This is a genomic window from Tenacibaculum sp. 47A_GOM-205m, from assembly GCF_000518405.1.
GTDB lineage: Bacteria > Bacteroidota > Bacteroidia > Flavobacteriales > Flavobacteriaceae > Polaribacter > Polaribacter lutimaris.
The window spans coordinates 578,165-591,516 of the sequence record NZ_JADN01000004.1 but is presented as its reverse complement, the minus strand read 5'-3'; the positions used below and the strand labels follow the sequence as shown (position 1 = coordinate 591,516).

The 13,352-nt window shown below is 31.1% G+C and carries 14 protein-coding genes; 6 read left to right on the top strand and 8 right to left on the bottom strand.

The annotated features are described in order from the left end of the window. Positions 1–103: 103 nt before the first annotated feature. The gene (rpmA, locus tag N534_RS0106395) at positions 104–364 is read right to left on the bottom strand and encodes a 50S ribosomal protein L27 (protein WP_028891690.1); all 261 of its coding nucleotides are present in this window, start codon (positions 362–364) and stop codon (positions 104–106) included. Positions 365–386: 22 nt separating this feature from the next. Then, entirely contained in the window at positions 387–869 is a 483-nt protein-coding gene (gene rplU / locus N534_RS0106390) for a 50S ribosomal protein L21 (RefSeq protein WP_028891689.1), read from the bottom strand. Positions 870–1,080: 211 nt separating this feature from the next. Here rplU and N534_RS0106385 point away from each other — a divergent pair, with 211 nt between their 5' ends. Both N534_RS0106385 and N534_RS0106380 read left to right on the top strand, forming a co-directional pair. After that, positions 1,081–2,397, top strand: coding sequence for a pitrilysin family protein (locus N534_RS0106385; RefSeq protein WP_028891688.1), 1,317 nt, complete (start codon positions 1,081–1,083; stop codon positions 2,395–2,397). Between the two features lie 21 nt (positions 2,398–2,418). After that, on the top strand, positions 2,419–4,473 hold the full coding sequence (locus tag N534_RS0106380) for an insulinase family protein (RefSeq protein WP_028891687.1): 2,055 nt from the start codon (positions 2,419–2,421) through the stop codon (positions 4,471–4,473). Between the two features lie 71 nt (positions 4,474–4,544). On the opposite strand, the gene N534_RS0106375 is transcribed toward N534_RS0106380, so the two are convergent. Further along, positions 4,545–5,417 (bottom strand): DMT family transporter, encoded by an 873-nt coding sequence (locus tag N534_RS0106375; protein ID WP_028891686.1) that lies wholly within the window; start codon positions 5,415–5,417, stop codon positions 4,545–4,547. Between the two features lie 89 nt (positions 5,418–5,506). Here N534_RS0106375 and N534_RS14500 point away from each other — a divergent pair, with 89 nt between their 5' ends. Further along, positions 5,507–5,989: a cation transporter gene (locus N534_RS14500; protein WP_051435858.1), complete on the top strand. Its 483-nt coding sequence runs from the start codon at positions 5,507–5,509 to the stop codon at positions 5,987–5,989. Between the two features lie 85 nt (positions 5,990–6,074). Beyond that, positions 6,075–7,100, top strand: coding sequence for a heme A synthase (locus N534_RS0106365; protein WP_028891685.1), 1,026 nt, complete (start codon positions 6,075–6,077; stop codon positions 7,098–7,100). Here N534_RS0106365 and N534_RS0106360 read toward each other — a convergent pair. Genes N534_RS0106360 through mutY form a run of 5 tightly spaced genes read right to left on the bottom strand, consistent with a single transcriptional unit; the run spans position 7,093 to position 11,088 of the window. Further along, complete coding sequence (locus N534_RS0106360) at positions 7,093–7,653, bottom strand: YIP1 family protein (protein WP_028891684.1); 561 nt, start codon at positions 7,651–7,653, stop codon at positions 7,093–7,095. The genes N534_RS0106365 and N534_RS0106360 overlap by 8 nt on opposite strands. A 24-nt stretch (positions 7,654–7,677) precedes the next feature. Then, complete coding sequence (gldD, locus tag N534_RS0106355; RefSeq protein ID WP_028891683.1) at positions 7,678–8,232, bottom strand: gliding motility lipoprotein GldD; 555 nt, start codon at positions 8,230–8,232, stop codon at positions 7,678–7,680. Then, the gene (gene gldE, locus N534_RS0106350) at positions 8,225–9,553 is read right to left on the bottom strand and encodes a gliding motility-associated protein GldE (RefSeq protein ID WP_028891682.1); all 1,329 of its coding nucleotides are present in this window, start codon (positions 9,551–9,553) and stop codon (positions 8,225–8,227) included. Before gldE ends, gldD begins: the two co-directional genes overlap by 8 nt. Positions 9,554–9,572: 19 nt before the next feature. Further along, complete coding sequence (locus tag N534_RS0106345; RefSeq protein ID WP_028891681.1) at positions 9,573–10,004, bottom strand: single-stranded DNA-binding protein; 432 nt, start codon at positions 10,002–10,004, stop codon at positions 9,573–9,575. A 37-nt stretch (positions 10,005–10,041) separates the two neighbouring features. Then, a complete protein-coding gene (gene mutY / locus N534_RS0106340) occupies positions 10,042–11,088 on the bottom strand; it encodes an A/G-specific adenine glycosylase (protein ID WP_028891680.1) in 1,047 nt (348 codons plus the stop codon). Positions 11,089–11,220: 132 nt separating this feature from the next. Between mutY and N534_RS0106335 the strand changes: the two genes are divergently transcribed. Both N534_RS0106335 and N534_RS0106330 read left to right on the top strand, forming a co-directional pair. After that, complete coding sequence (locus N534_RS0106335) at positions 11,221–11,511, top strand: HU family DNA-binding protein (protein ID WP_028891679.1); 291 nt, start codon at positions 11,221–11,223, stop codon at positions 11,509–11,511. Between the two features lie 295 nt (positions 11,512–11,806). Continuing rightward, positions 11,807–13,351, top strand: a complete 1,545-nt coding sequence (locus N534_RS0106330) for a ribonuclease E/G (RefSeq protein WP_028891678.1) — start codon at positions 11,807–11,809, stop codon at positions 13,349–13,351. Position 13,352 lies beyond the last annotated feature (1 nt).

Sequence of the window (13,352 nt, the reverse complement as noted above, 5' to 3'; positions counted from 1 at the left end):
TTAAGCGGTGTTTTTTTGTATAAATTTTAATGTTCGGTTTATATACAAAAAAAGCTCAACTAAAAATAGTTGAGCTTTTTATCTTATCTAATCAGTTAGTTTCTTAAGCCTCAAATGGAGTTACAGAAACGTATGATTTGTTATCTCTTTTCTTTTGGAATTTTACAACACCATCAACTTTAGCATGTAAAGTATGATCTTTACCCATGTAAACATTTTCACCTGGATTGTGTTGAGTTCCTCTTTGACGAACAATAATATTACCTGCAATAGCAGCTTGTCCTCCAAAAATCTTTACTCCTAATCGTTTCGATTCCGATTCACGACCGTTCTTCGAACTACCGACACCTTTCTTATGAGCCATCTTTGTAAGTTTTTAAAGTTAATTATTTACTTAATGCTTCAATTAATTCTGCTTTCTTTAAAGAAGTGTATCCTGAAATACCTTGTTCTTTAGCTAAAGCTTTTAATTCTGCAACAGTCATAGAACTTAAATCGTTAGATTCAGTCTTTGCTTCTGCTTTAGGAGCTTCTTTTTTAGCAGCTGCCTTAACACCAGAAGTAGCAATTCCTTCAATTTGGATTTCAGTTAAATACTGTCTGTGTCCATTTTTTTTCTTGTAACCTTTTCTTCTTTTCTTTTTGAAAACGATTACTTTATCACCTTTTAAGTGACCTAAAATCTTTGCAGTTACTCCTGCACCTTCTATAGCTGGGGCGCCAATTGTAACGTTTCCGTTATCTTCAACAAGCATTACTTTATCAAAAGTTACTTTTGATCCTTCTGCCTCTTGTAAACGGTGTACGTATACTTTTTGGTCTTTAGCTACTTTAAACTGTTGCCCTGCTATCTCTACGATTGCGTACATACTATTTGTTTTGCGTTTATACTTTTATTCACACTTTCTTGTTGAAAATGCGGGTGCAAATATACGTTTTTTACTTCAAGAAACAATCTATTCATCAGAAAATTACTCTCTTAACATAGTTTTTCTAATTTCTATTCATATTTCTGTAACAAATGAAATAATTTAACGTCACATATGCTAATTAAAACAATCCAAAATTAAATTTCAATCAATGAGAAAAAGAGTTATCACTCTAGCTTCGGCTTTATTAGTAGGGCTTTCTGCTAATGCACAAAAAGTTGAGTTTGAAGAGTACGATTTAAACAATGGAATGCACGTTATTTTGCATCAAGACAATTCTGCTCCTGTAGTAACAACCTCTGTCATGTACCATGTAGGTGCCAAAGATGAGCAACCAAATAGAACGGGAATGGCTCACTTTTTTGAGCATTTGTTATTTGAAGGTACCAAAAACATTAAAAAAGGTGAATGGTTTAAAATAGTTTCTTCTAATGGAGGAACCAATAATGCTAACACCACCGACGATAGAACATATTATTATGAAGTTTTTCCATCTAATAATTTAGAACTAGGCTTATGGATGGAGTCTGAACGTTTATTACATCCTATTATTGGTCAAGAAGGTGTAGACACTCAAAATGAAGTTGTAAAGGAAGAAAAGCGTTTACGAGTAGACAACCAACCTTACTCTCGTTTTTTAGAGAATGTTAAAAAAAACATGTTTAAAAAACACCCTTACAAAGGAACTACCATAGGTAAAATGGAACATTTAGATGCCGCTACTTTAGAAGAGTTTTTAGCATTTAACAAAAAATACTACGTTCCTAACAATGCTACTTTGGTTGTTGCTGGAGATTTTGAAGTTAAAGAAGCAAAACGTCTTATAAAATCTTACTTTGAGCCAATTCCTCGTGGTAAAGATATTGTTAGAAGTTTTCCTAAAGAAGACCCAATAACTAAAGAATTCTTTGCAAAAGCTTACGACCCAAATATTCAAATACCAGCGATTATGGCTGCTTATAGAACTCCTTCTATGAAAACTAGAGATGCTCGCGTGTTAGATATGATTTCTACTTATTTAAGTGGCGGTAAAAGCTCGGTTCTTTATAAAAAATTAGTTGACACTAAAAAAATGGCTTTACAGGCTGGTGCTATAAACTTAAGTCAAGAAGATTACGGTACCTACATTTTATTTGCACTACCTTTAGGAGACAATTCTTTGCAAAGCTTAGTAAAAGAAATTGATGAAGAAGTGGTTAAACTTCAAACAAATTTAATTTCAGAAAAAGATTATCAAAAATTACAAAATAAGTTTGAAAATAATTTTGTGAATGCTAACTCAAGCGTTGAAGGTATTGCTAATTCATTAGCTCGCTATAATGTATTATATGGTGATACTAACTTAATAAATACTGAGATTGATATTTACAGATCAATTACTCGTGAAGAAATTAGAGAGGTAGCTAAAAAATACCTAAACACTAACCAACGTTTGGTTATGGAATATTTACCAGAATCAAAAAAATAATTCAGTTTCAAGACATTCAATATGAAAAAAATAATAATAGCAGTATTAGCAGTTGTAAGCATGTCTTTTACTGTAAATGCTCAAATAGACAGAAGTGTACAACCGAAACCAGGACCAGCTCCTCAAATTAAATTAGGAAAAGCCGAAAAATTCAAGTTAAGCAATGGCCTACAGGTAATTATGGTTGAAAACCATAAACTACCAAGAGTTTCTGCTTCATTAACAATTGATAATCCTATATATTTAGAAGGTGATAAAACAGGTGTTTCTCAAGTTATGGGAGACATGTTAGGTAACGGTACAACCAATTTACCTAAAGATGAATTTAACGAAAGAGTTGATTTTCTTGGAGCTAATGTTTCGTTTAGAAGTAATGGTGCATCAGTAAGGTCGTTAACGAAATATTTTGAAGAAGTTTTAGGCTTAATGGCTGATGGTGTTAAAAACCCTAAGTTTACACAAGAAGAATTCGATAAAGTAATTGAACGTACTTTAGAGGGAATTAAATCGAGTGAAAAAAGTGTAGAAGCTGTTGCTAGTAGAGTTGAAAATGCTTTAGTGTATGGTAAGAATCACCCATACGGTGAATTTATTACTAAAGAAAGTATTAAAAACATTGCACTACAAGATGTTAAAAACAATTACAATACTTATTACAAACCAAACAACTCATATCTTGTAATAGTTGGAGATATTAACCCTTCAGAAACAAAAACATTAGTTAAAAATTTATTCAACGACTGGAAAAAAGGAGCTATCCCTCCTGTTAGTTACAACGTACCAACTAATATAAACACCACTGAAATAAACTTTATCAACATGCCAAATGCAGTACAATCTCAAGTAGCTGTAATTAATACTGTTGATTTAACGTTAGGTGATAAAGATTATTACGCAGCTTTATTAGCAAATAATATTTTAGGAGGTGGCGGTACTGCTCGTTTATTTATGAATTTACGTGAAGATAAAGGATATACTTACGGAGCGTATTCAAGCATTTCTCAAAATAAAAATAAAAGCGCAGGTATTTTTAGAGCAGGTGCGGCTGTAAGAAATATGGTTACTGATAGTGCTGTGGTAGAAATTCAAAAAGAAATTAATAAAATTCGTTACCAAAAAGTAACTCCAGAAGAATTAAAAAACTCTAAAGCAGAGTATATTGGAAACTTTGTGCGTAACGTTCAAAAACCATCTGTAGCAGCTAATTTTGCGTTGAACATTGCTCGTTATAACTTACCTAGTAATTTTTATGAAAAATATTTAGAAAATATTAATTCTGTTACTTTAGATGACATTCAAAATGCAGCAATTAAATATTTTAGAGGAGATAAAGCTCGTGTAATTATTACAGGTAAAGGAATTGATGTTTTAAAAAACCTAGAAAAAACATCAGAGTATAAGATCAATTATTTTGACGCGTATGCTAATCCTACCGAAAAACCAGCAATGAGCTTACCTATCCCAAAAGGCGTTACGGCTTCTAGTGTTATAGACGATTATTTAAAAGCAGTTGGTGGAAAAGATAAAATAGCTAACGTAAACTCTTTAGTAACTTCTTCTGAAGCTAAAATTCAAGGAATGCAATTAAGTTTAGTACAAAAAAACGCAACTCCTAACAAATCTTCTGTAACTGTTTCTATGATGGGGAATGTGATGCAAAAAATAGTTTTTGATGGAACTAAAGGATATCAAGAAGTTAATGGTCAGAAAAAAGAAATGGCAAAAGAGGATTTAGAAGAAATAAAAAATACTGCTGCTCCATTTGCTGATAAAAATTATAAAACTGGTAGTTTAGACAGAATTGAACCTATTGATGGAAACAATGCTTATGTAATTAAACATGGTAAAAAAGAAGTTTTTTATGATGTAAAATCAGGTTTAAAAGTTAAAGAAGTAAAAACCGCTCAAGGGCCACAAGGAGAAGTAAAAGTGCCTATGGTATTTTCAGATTACAAAGAGGTTAATGGAATTAAATTCCCTCATAAAATCATTCAAAAAAATGGTCCAATGACTTTAGAGTTTATTGTAAAAGAAATCAAAATTAACGAAGGAGTTTCTGACGCTGATTTCCAATAATAATTAAACTTTTAAAAAAAAGATAAAAGAGTCAAAACATAAAGTTTTGGCTCTTTTTTTATTGAAAACAACTACTTTGCTTTATTTACCAACCAAACACCTAATAAAATTATTCCGCCAGCAAAGAATTGTATAAAACTCAATTTCTCACCATCAATAACTCCCCACATAACCGCTACAACAGGTATCACATAAGTTACAGAAGAAGAAAATACAGGAGAAGAAATATGTATTAATTTATTAAATAACACCTTAGCTATTCCTGTTCCAAAAATGGCTAAAACAGCTACATAACCTAAGGCATTTGTTGTCGTTGTCGTTACTTCAAACGTTGAGAAAAAACCAGAAAAAACCAACACTAATAACGCAGGAATCGATAATAATATAAAATGTCCTGTCGTAATTGCTAAAGCGTCTAAATCTGATAAATATTTCTTAATCATATTTACGTTAAAAGCATATCCTATCGAAGCAATAATTACCAATAAAGCATACCAATAATTCTGATTCGGGTTTAATTCTGCTCCTTTTAAAATCAAAACCAAGGTACCTATTAACCCAACTAAAATCCCAATAAGTTGTTTCTTTTTAAAAGCAAAACCAAATACCAATGCTCCAAATACAAAAGTATTAAAAGGTGTTAAGGAATTTAAAATAGCTGCGATAGAACTATCAATTCCGTTAATAGCAAAAGCAAACAAAAAAACCGGAAAAAAAGTTCCTAAAGCGGCAGTTATGGCAATATACTTCCAATGCCTTTTTTCAATTTTTTGTATACTTCTAAACCCTATTAACAATAAAAAAACTGCTGAAATTATCATTCGTAAAGCTCCTACTTGCACGGGCGTTAAACCAATCAGAGCCTTTTTCATCAAAATAAAAGAACTTCCCCAAACCAGCGAAAGCACAATTAAAAACAACCATTTTTGTTGTTGCTTATTCATTATCAAGTATTTTAGTAACAAAAGTCGTTTATTTATGTTTTAAATTTTGATTTTATTAATAAATTTGCTGAATAACCCAATAAATAAAAATGATGAAATTTTTAAAAATATTTTTTGTTGCTGCTTTTGTAAGTTTAGCAATGATTGCTTGTAAAAGTGAAGCTAAAAAAGAAGAAGCTCAAGAACAAAAAACGGAAACAGTAACTGAAGCTAATCCACAAGAACTTTCATTAAACATTTCAGGGATGACTTGTGAAATAGGTTGTGCTAGAAAAATAGCTTCTGATTTAAGTAAGAAAGATGGTGTTTTAGAAGCAAACGTTGTTTTTAACGACAGTATTGCAACTATAAAGTATGATGCAAACAAAACAAACAAAGCAGATTTAATTGCTTTTGTTGAAGGAATTGGTAGCGGTGATATGTATAAAGCTTCTGAAACTACTAAAAAAGCTGATGAGAAATCTTGTGATGCTGATTGTAAAAAAGAATGCTGTACAAAAACGGAAGCTGAAAAAAAAGCTTGTAAAGAAGATTGTACTATGGCATGTTGTGCTGAAACAAAAAAAGCATAATTGTTAATTCAAACAATATTGAAAGCTCCTAAATTAGGAGCTTTTTTTATGCCTTTTAAGTATCTTTGCTAAAATTTTTCGTAACATGAAGAAACATTTCCCTCTCATTGTAAAAATCTCGTTAATTGCTGTATATGTTATTTTTTTAGCTGGTTCTGTTGTTCGTATGACAGGTTCAGGAATGGGTTGTCCTGATTGGCCAAAGTGTTTCGGATATTACATTCCGCCAACTTCTGAAGAAGAAATCACTTGGCAACCTAATTACGAGTATAAAAAAGGAATGATTATCGTAAAAGACGAAGCTTTGTTTGTTGCTGGTCATAATATTAAAACCACTGATGAATTTAATGCTAACAACTGGGAAAAGTACACTAAACACGATTACGCTAAGTTTAATAAATTTCATACTTGGACAGAGTATATTAACCGATTAAGTTCTGCTTTAGCTGGAATTCCGTTTTTGTTTTTAATTTTTGTTTCGGTTAAATTTTGGAAAGAGAATAAGCAAATCACACTTTTATCATTTGGAGCTTTCTTTTTAATGCTGTTTGAAGCATGGCTTGGTAAAACCGTTGTAGACTCTAACTTAAAACCTACAATAATCACCATTCATATGGTTGGTGGTTTGATAATTATTGCCTTACTGTTATGGCTCCTTTATATTGTTTCTGATCGTAAAAAAGTATCTTACAAATACAACTCTTTGTTTAGTAAACTAGTTATTAGTTCAGCTATATTTTCTTTAATTCAAATTGCTTTAGGAACACAAGTACGTCAATTTATTGATGAACAAGTAAAACTACACGGGTTTGAAAACAAGCACTATAGCTTAATGGATCCTAATCTTAAATTTTACATCCACCGTTCATTTACTATAGCTATTGTATTAGTAAACCTTGGGTTATTTTACTTAAATCAGATGAAAAATTTAGGCTATAAACTGGTAAACTGGATTGTATTCTTAATCTTTTTAGAAACAATTACGGGTATTTTAATGTACTATGCAGATTTCCCGTTAGGAACTCAAGCTGTACACTTATTATCAGGCGCTATTTTATTTGGGTTACAATTTTATTTGTGGTTGCAGAGTAGGAAAAATACTTCTATATAAAAACAACCAATTTATAGCATAAATAAGCTACAAAAGCAACATAGAATAGGACATTGACACTTCCTTTTAGCAATGAATAATTATTAAATTTAATTAGTCCTTGTAGAAGAATTTTCACTGATAAGAGTGAAGAAATCACTAAAATTAGTTTTTTTAAAACAGGTATGTTAAGCCTATTCTCATAAAAGAAATGATGTGCATTATTCATAATCCATATTAATACTAGCGACAAGACAAAAGGCATTAAAGAGTATGAAAAAAGAGAACAAACTTCAGTATATGTAGCTTTCCCTTTTAAGAGCCTTCCTATTTTTAACAAGATAAAACTATAAATTAACCCCAAAAACACATATAAAATTGTAACTACAAAAAGTATAAATATACCTTTTAGAAACCTGCTTTCTTCCATAAGATCAAACCCTGAAAGATAGCTTACAACACCTAATACTATAAAGAGAAAAATACTTTTCCTATATAAATCGTCTTCATATTTTTCATCAAGAAGATTTAATCCTTTGGAAGTATTAAAAAGTAGGTTTAAAAATATCTTCACAATTATAGCTTTTTTATTTCTTTTCTAATTCTCCCACTCCAAGGTTTCCATCATATGAATCATATCATTTTTAATGTATTCAACTGCTGGTAAAATAGAATCGTAATTTGGTTTGGTATAAAAGAATAAGGATCCTTTTAAAAAGTGTTTAGAGCTATCGGTTGCGTGAAATTGCACTTGTGAAGCTGCATTACCCAGAATTTGATACAAACTTCCGTAAACTTTTGTGTTTGGGTTTACATATTCCACAGGTGCGGTAATTTGATCTGCTTTAATAGCATGTTCAAATACTAATTTTTCAGATTCCATTAACAACTCCCTTAAATTTCCTTCAATAGGACGATAAGTAATGTCTACCGAAGCTTTTAACGTTGGATATTCAATTTTTATCCAGTTTTTTGGTAAGCTTTTAGATTGAGTTATTTGAGTTGTTTCAAACGAATATGGTTTTTGAAACGGCATTCTACTATACCTTTTACTAGGATACTCTAAACTTAAATATGCTTTAGGTTTAGGTAAGGTTTCTTCATTACAACTTATCAAAAATATTGCTGATGCCAGCAAAAAGAATTTACGCATTTCGGGTAACTTTTACTTGTTTTATACGTTTTTTAGCCAACGCTTCAATAGTAAACGTATAATTACTGAAGTTTATTTTTTCGCCTTTTTTAGGAAACTTTCCTGAAACTTCTAAAATAAAACCTGCTAAGGTTTCACTTTCTCCTTTGGCCTCTTCAAATTTCTCTTCATCTTCATCATCTAAGACGCGGCAAAAATCTTTGATGGTTATTTTTCCTTCAAAAATATAATTATTTTCATCAAGTTTCGAATAGATTAAATCTTCATCATCAAATTCATCATTAATATCACCTACTATTTCCTCAATAACATCTTCTAAGGTTACAATTCCGCTTGTTCCACCGTATTCATCAACTACAATTGCAAGGTGTTTTTTCTTTTCTTGAAACTCGATTAATAAATCGTCTAACTTTTTGTTTTCAGGCACAAAAAATGCCTCTCTTAATAGGTTTTGCCATTTAAAAGTCTTTTTATTCAAATGTTCCAATAAATCTTTTGCATACAACACACCAACAATGGTATCCATATTTTCTCGATATACAGGGTTTCTTGAATAACCATTCTTTAAAATCATTTGTAACACCTCTTCATAACTTGCATCTTCTGAAATGGCACAAACATCGGTTCGAGGCTTCATAATCTGCACTGTTTCGGTATTCCCGAAACTAACAATTCCTTCTAATATTTTTTGTTCTTCTTTGGTTGTAGCGTCATCTGACGTTAACTCTAACGCTTGCGACAAACGCTCAACCGAAAGATTGTTGTTTTTGTTCCCTAATCTATTTTCAATAATACTAGTTAACTTAATAAGTGGAGAACTTAACGGAGTTAACAAAGTGTTTAAAACCTGAATTGGTTTTGCCATCATTTCAGCAAACTGTAATGATTTTCTGCTTGCATATACTTTTGGTAATACTTCTCCGAACAACAAAATTAAAAAGGTAATCAGTACAATTTCAATCAAAAAAAGCACAGAAACATTGAAAAAATAAAAATCTAGTTCATAATCTAACCCTGTAAACAATACCTTACCAATGTTTGCAAACAATAACACAATAAGAATATTAATAAAGTTATTGGTAATTAAAATAGTACCTAATAATTTTTTGGGATCATCTAATAATTTTACTACTGTATTTTTTTCTTTCGAGTTTGATGACAACTCATCTAACTCGGTTTGAGAGATTGAAAAAAATGCTACTTCAGTTCCTGAAACTAGTGCAGAACAAATTAACAAAAGCAGTAACAGCAAAAAGTTAACGGTTGTTAACCAATCAAAACTTGATAATAATAAAAATAAAGGTTCGGGTTCTGGATCCAATTTTTAAAATTTAATTATACTAAAATGGTAAATCGTCATCTTCTTCTGGAGCTACACTTGGTGGTGTAGGATTTCCTTGCATTGGCTGTACGTCTGGTTGAGGACTATTTGGATCTTTTTTAGTAGATAAAAACGTCATGTCTTGCACATGAATTTCGGTAGCGTATCGTTTTTGACCATCTACTTCATACTGACGTGTTTTTATACGACCTTCGCAATACACACGATCTCCTTTGGTTAAATATTTTTCGCAAATTTCAGCCAATTTATTACGCACTACAATATTATGCCATTCAACATTGGTTACCTTTTCTCCGGTTTGACGATTGGTATAGGTTTCATTAGTAGCTAATGGAAAGCGCCCTATCGAATTTCCTCCTTCAAAATAGTGCATTTTAACTTCATCGCCTAAATGTCCTATTAAAATAACCTTATTAATTGTTCCTGCCATAGCATTATAGTTTAGTGTAAAATCAAATATACAAAAATTAGAGCTCCTCTTTTAAATATTCCTCCAAAAACTTATCTATCAACACTGGCACAGGTTGCTCTTTTACTTTTGACCAACTCATCGTATTCTCACTAACATTTGTAGTTTTTACTACCCAAAACTTTGTAACTAAATGTTGATGCGACAATTTATGAATAATCTCTTTTTTGTTAAACAATGAAATTGTAGTTTCTTTAGGAAACAACTTTATAAACTGCTCGTGTTTAATTAGTTCTTTTTCGTCAATTTCATTTTTAGCTTCTAAAAGAGGAAATTGATACAACCCTTTCCAGATTCCATTTCCTGTTCGCTCTTCTAAAACCGTCTGATTATCATTAGTAACTGGCACTAAATAATTAAAATATCGTTTTTTAATTTTAATTTTCTTTTCCTTTACAGGAAGTTCTTTGGTACTATTTTTTGCCAACGCCACACAACTATTAGCTATCGGACACTCACTACACAACGGATTTTGAGGTTTACAATGTAAAGCACCAAAATCCATAATAGCTTGATTATACACTCCTGGTTGTGATGCATCAATTACTGTTTGGGCTAACTCTTTAAACTCTTTTATTCCTTTTGTAGAATTAATAGGTGTAGCAATTCCAAAATAGCGAGACAGTACTCTATACACATTACCATCAACCACAGCAACTGGTTCATCATAACAAATAGAAGCAATTGCTGAAGCGGTATAATCACCTACTCCTTTTAATTGTAATAATTCTTTATACGATTTAGGAAATATTCCTCCCAATTCTTCTGCAACATATTTAGCTGTAAAATGTAAGTTTCTAGCTCTTGAATAATACCCCAAACCTTGCCATAATTTTAACACCTCGCTTTCTTCGGCTTTTGCTAAATCAAATACTATTGGAAAAGCTTCTGTAAATTTTAAAAAATACGGCAAGCCTTGTACTACGCGAGTTTGTTGTAACATAATTTCACTTAACCAAACACGATACGGATCTTTTGTTTTTCTCCAAGGAAGCTCTCTTTTATTCTGTAAATACCAGTGAATTAATTGTTTAGATAAAGACATTTATGTAAATTGTGCCAGCAAAATTAACATATTTTATTTAGATATTTTTAATCTTATTTTTTTCGGAATAGATTAATTATCATATATTTGCACCCTCAATTTTTAAAAGAAAATAAACAAAATATATTTATAATGACAAAAGCAGATATCGTATCTAAAATTTCAGATAAGAGTGGAATTGAAAAAGCAGATGTTTTAGCGACTGTTGAAGCATTTATGGACGAAGTAAAAGATGCATTAGAGAATGGAGATAATGTATATTTAAGAGGTTTCGGTAGTTTTATTATTAAAACTAGAGCAGAAAAAACTGGTAGAAACATTTCTAAAAATACTACTATTAAGATTCCTGCACACAACATACCTGCTTTTAAGCCTTCTAAGGTATTTACTGAGGGTGTAAAAACTAAAGTAGCTGTAAAATAATTAAAAAAGTATTAACCAAAAGCCTTACTAACTAAGGTTTTACAAAACATTTTAACTATGCCAAGTGGTAAAAAAAGAAAGAGAGCTAAGATCTCTACACACAAAAGAAAGAAAAGAGCGAGAGCAAATCGTCATAAGAAGAAAAAGTAAGCAGTAGCTTACTTTTTCGTTGCTTTTATAAGCTACGTTCATTGACATTAAGGTTTTAACACCTTAAAATGGTATAAATTATACCTGTTTACAAATTTTAATCCGTCTTCGTAAGCAATTACGACGGCATAAAACCATATTCAGAATGAAAACAGAATTAATAATTCGTTCCAATTCTTCTGATATTGATTTCGCCTTACTAAGAGATGGTAAACTTATTGAGTTAAACAAAGAAACAAGCGACCATAATTTTTCAGTCGGTGATATTTTTCTTGCTAAAATAGGAAAAGTAATGACTGGGTTAAATGCTGCTTTTGTAAATGTTGGTTATCCTAAAGATGGTTTTTTACACTACCACGATTTAGGTCCACAAGTACAATCTTTAAACAAATTCATTAAGAAAGTAAGCACAGGTAATTACAAAGAGTTCACTTTAAAAAACTTTCGTTTTGAAGAAGACATCAACAAAGACGGAAGTATTAACGATGTACTAAAATCAGGTCAAAATTTATTAGTACAAATTGTAAAAGAACCAATATCTACCAAAGGTCCGCGTATTAGTTCGGAACTTTCAATAGCAGGTAGATTTTTAGTTTTAGTTCCTTTTTCTAACCGTATATCGGTATCACAAAAAATAGCAGATCCGAAAGAAAAGGAGCGTTTAAAAAAATTAGCAAAAAGTATCAGACCAAAAGGGTTTGGACTTATTTTACGTACTGTTGCCGAAGGTAAAAAGGTAGCAGAACTTGACAAAGATTTACAAAACTCACTTGATCGTTGGAAAACAATGTGTAAACGCATTGCTAATAATAACACCCCAACCAAAATATTAAGCGAGTTAAACAGAGCATCTTCTATTCTAAGAGATGTAATGAACGATTCTTTTACAAGCATTGTAACCAACGATGAGACTTTAAAAGTTGAAATTAAAGAGTATTTACAAGAAATATATCCTGAAAAGGAAAACATTGTAAAACTTCATGCGTCTGAAGTACCTATTTTTGAAAAATATGGTATAGAACGTCAAATTAAAACATCGTTTGGTAAAACAGTTTCTATGAGTAAAGGGGCTTATTTAGTTATTGAGCATACCGAAGCTTTACACGTAATTGATGTAAATAGTGGTAACCGCTCTAATAAGTCTTTAAACCAAGAAGAAACTGCCTTAGAAGTTAATTTAATTGCTGCCAGTGAAATTGCTCGTCAATTACAATTACGAGATATGGGAGGAATTATAGTTGTTGACTTTATTGATATGAAATCTGCTGAAAACAGACAGAAATTATATCAACACTTAAAAGACGCGATGGCTTTAGACCGCACTAAACATAAAATTTTACCTCCGAGTAAATTTGGTTTAGTGCAAATTACAAGACAACGTGTACGACCTGAATTAGAGATAAAAACACGTGAACCAAATCCAAATAAAAACGGAGAAGTAGAAGCTCCTATTGTCTTATTAGATAAAATAGAAGCTGAACTAGAACGCCTAATAAATAGTGGTAAAAATTACAAGGATATTACTTTAAACGTACATCCTTTTATAGCTGCTTATTTAACAAAAGGCGTAAATTCTATCCGTTTTAAATGGTTTGTGCAACACAAAAAGTGGATTAAAGTATTACCAAGAGATGCTTACCAATACTTACAATATAAATTCTATTTTAAAAAAAAGAAAAAAAGTAAGTAAG

Excerpts from the sequence above, each read along its gene's own strand:
- rpmA (WP_028891690.1), bottom strand. The coding sequence starts at position 364 with ATGGCTCATAAGAAAGGTGTCGGTAGTTCGAAGAACGGTCGTGAATCG.
- rplU (WP_028891689.1), bottom strand. The coding sequence starts at position 869 with ATGTACGCAATCGTAGAGATAGCAGGGCAACAGTTTAAAGTAGCTAAA.
- N534_RS0106385 (WP_028891688.1), top strand. The coding sequence starts at position 1,081 with ATGAGAAAAAGAGTTATCACTCTAGCTTCGGCTTTATTAGTAGGGCTT.
- N534_RS0106380 (WP_028891687.1), top strand. The coding sequence starts at position 2,419 with ATGAAAAAAATAATAATAGCAGTATTAGCAGTTGTAAGCATGTCTTTT.
- N534_RS0106375 (WP_028891686.1), bottom strand. The coding sequence starts at position 5,417 with ATGAATAAGCAACAACAAAAATGGTTGTTTTTAATTGTGCTTTCGCTG.
- N534_RS14500 (WP_051435858.1), top strand. The coding sequence starts at position 5,507 with ATGATGAAATTTTTAAAAATATTTTTTGTTGCTGCTTTTGTAAGTTTA.
- N534_RS0106365 (WP_028891685.1), top strand. The coding sequence starts at position 6,075 with ATGAAGAAACATTTCCCTCTCATTGTAAAAATCTCGTTAATTGCTGTA.
- gldD (WP_028891683.1), bottom strand. The coding sequence starts at position 8,232 with ATGCGTAAATTCTTTTTGCTGGCATCAGCAATATTTTTGATAAGTTGT.
- N534_RS0106345 (WP_028891681.1), bottom strand. The coding sequence starts at position 10,004 with ATGGCAGGAACAATTAATAAGGTTATTTTAATAGGACATTTAGGCGAT.
- mutY (WP_028891680.1), bottom strand. The coding sequence starts at position 11,088 with ATGTCTTTATCTAAACAATTAATTCACTGGTATTTACAGAATAAAAGA.
- N534_RS0106335 (WP_028891679.1), top strand. The coding sequence starts at position 11,221 with ATGACAAAAGCAGATATCGTATCTAAAATTTCAGATAAGAGTGGAATT.
- N534_RS0106330 (WP_028891678.1), top strand. The coding sequence starts at position 11,807 with ATGAAAACAGAATTAATAATTCGTTCCAATTCTTCTGATATTGATTTC.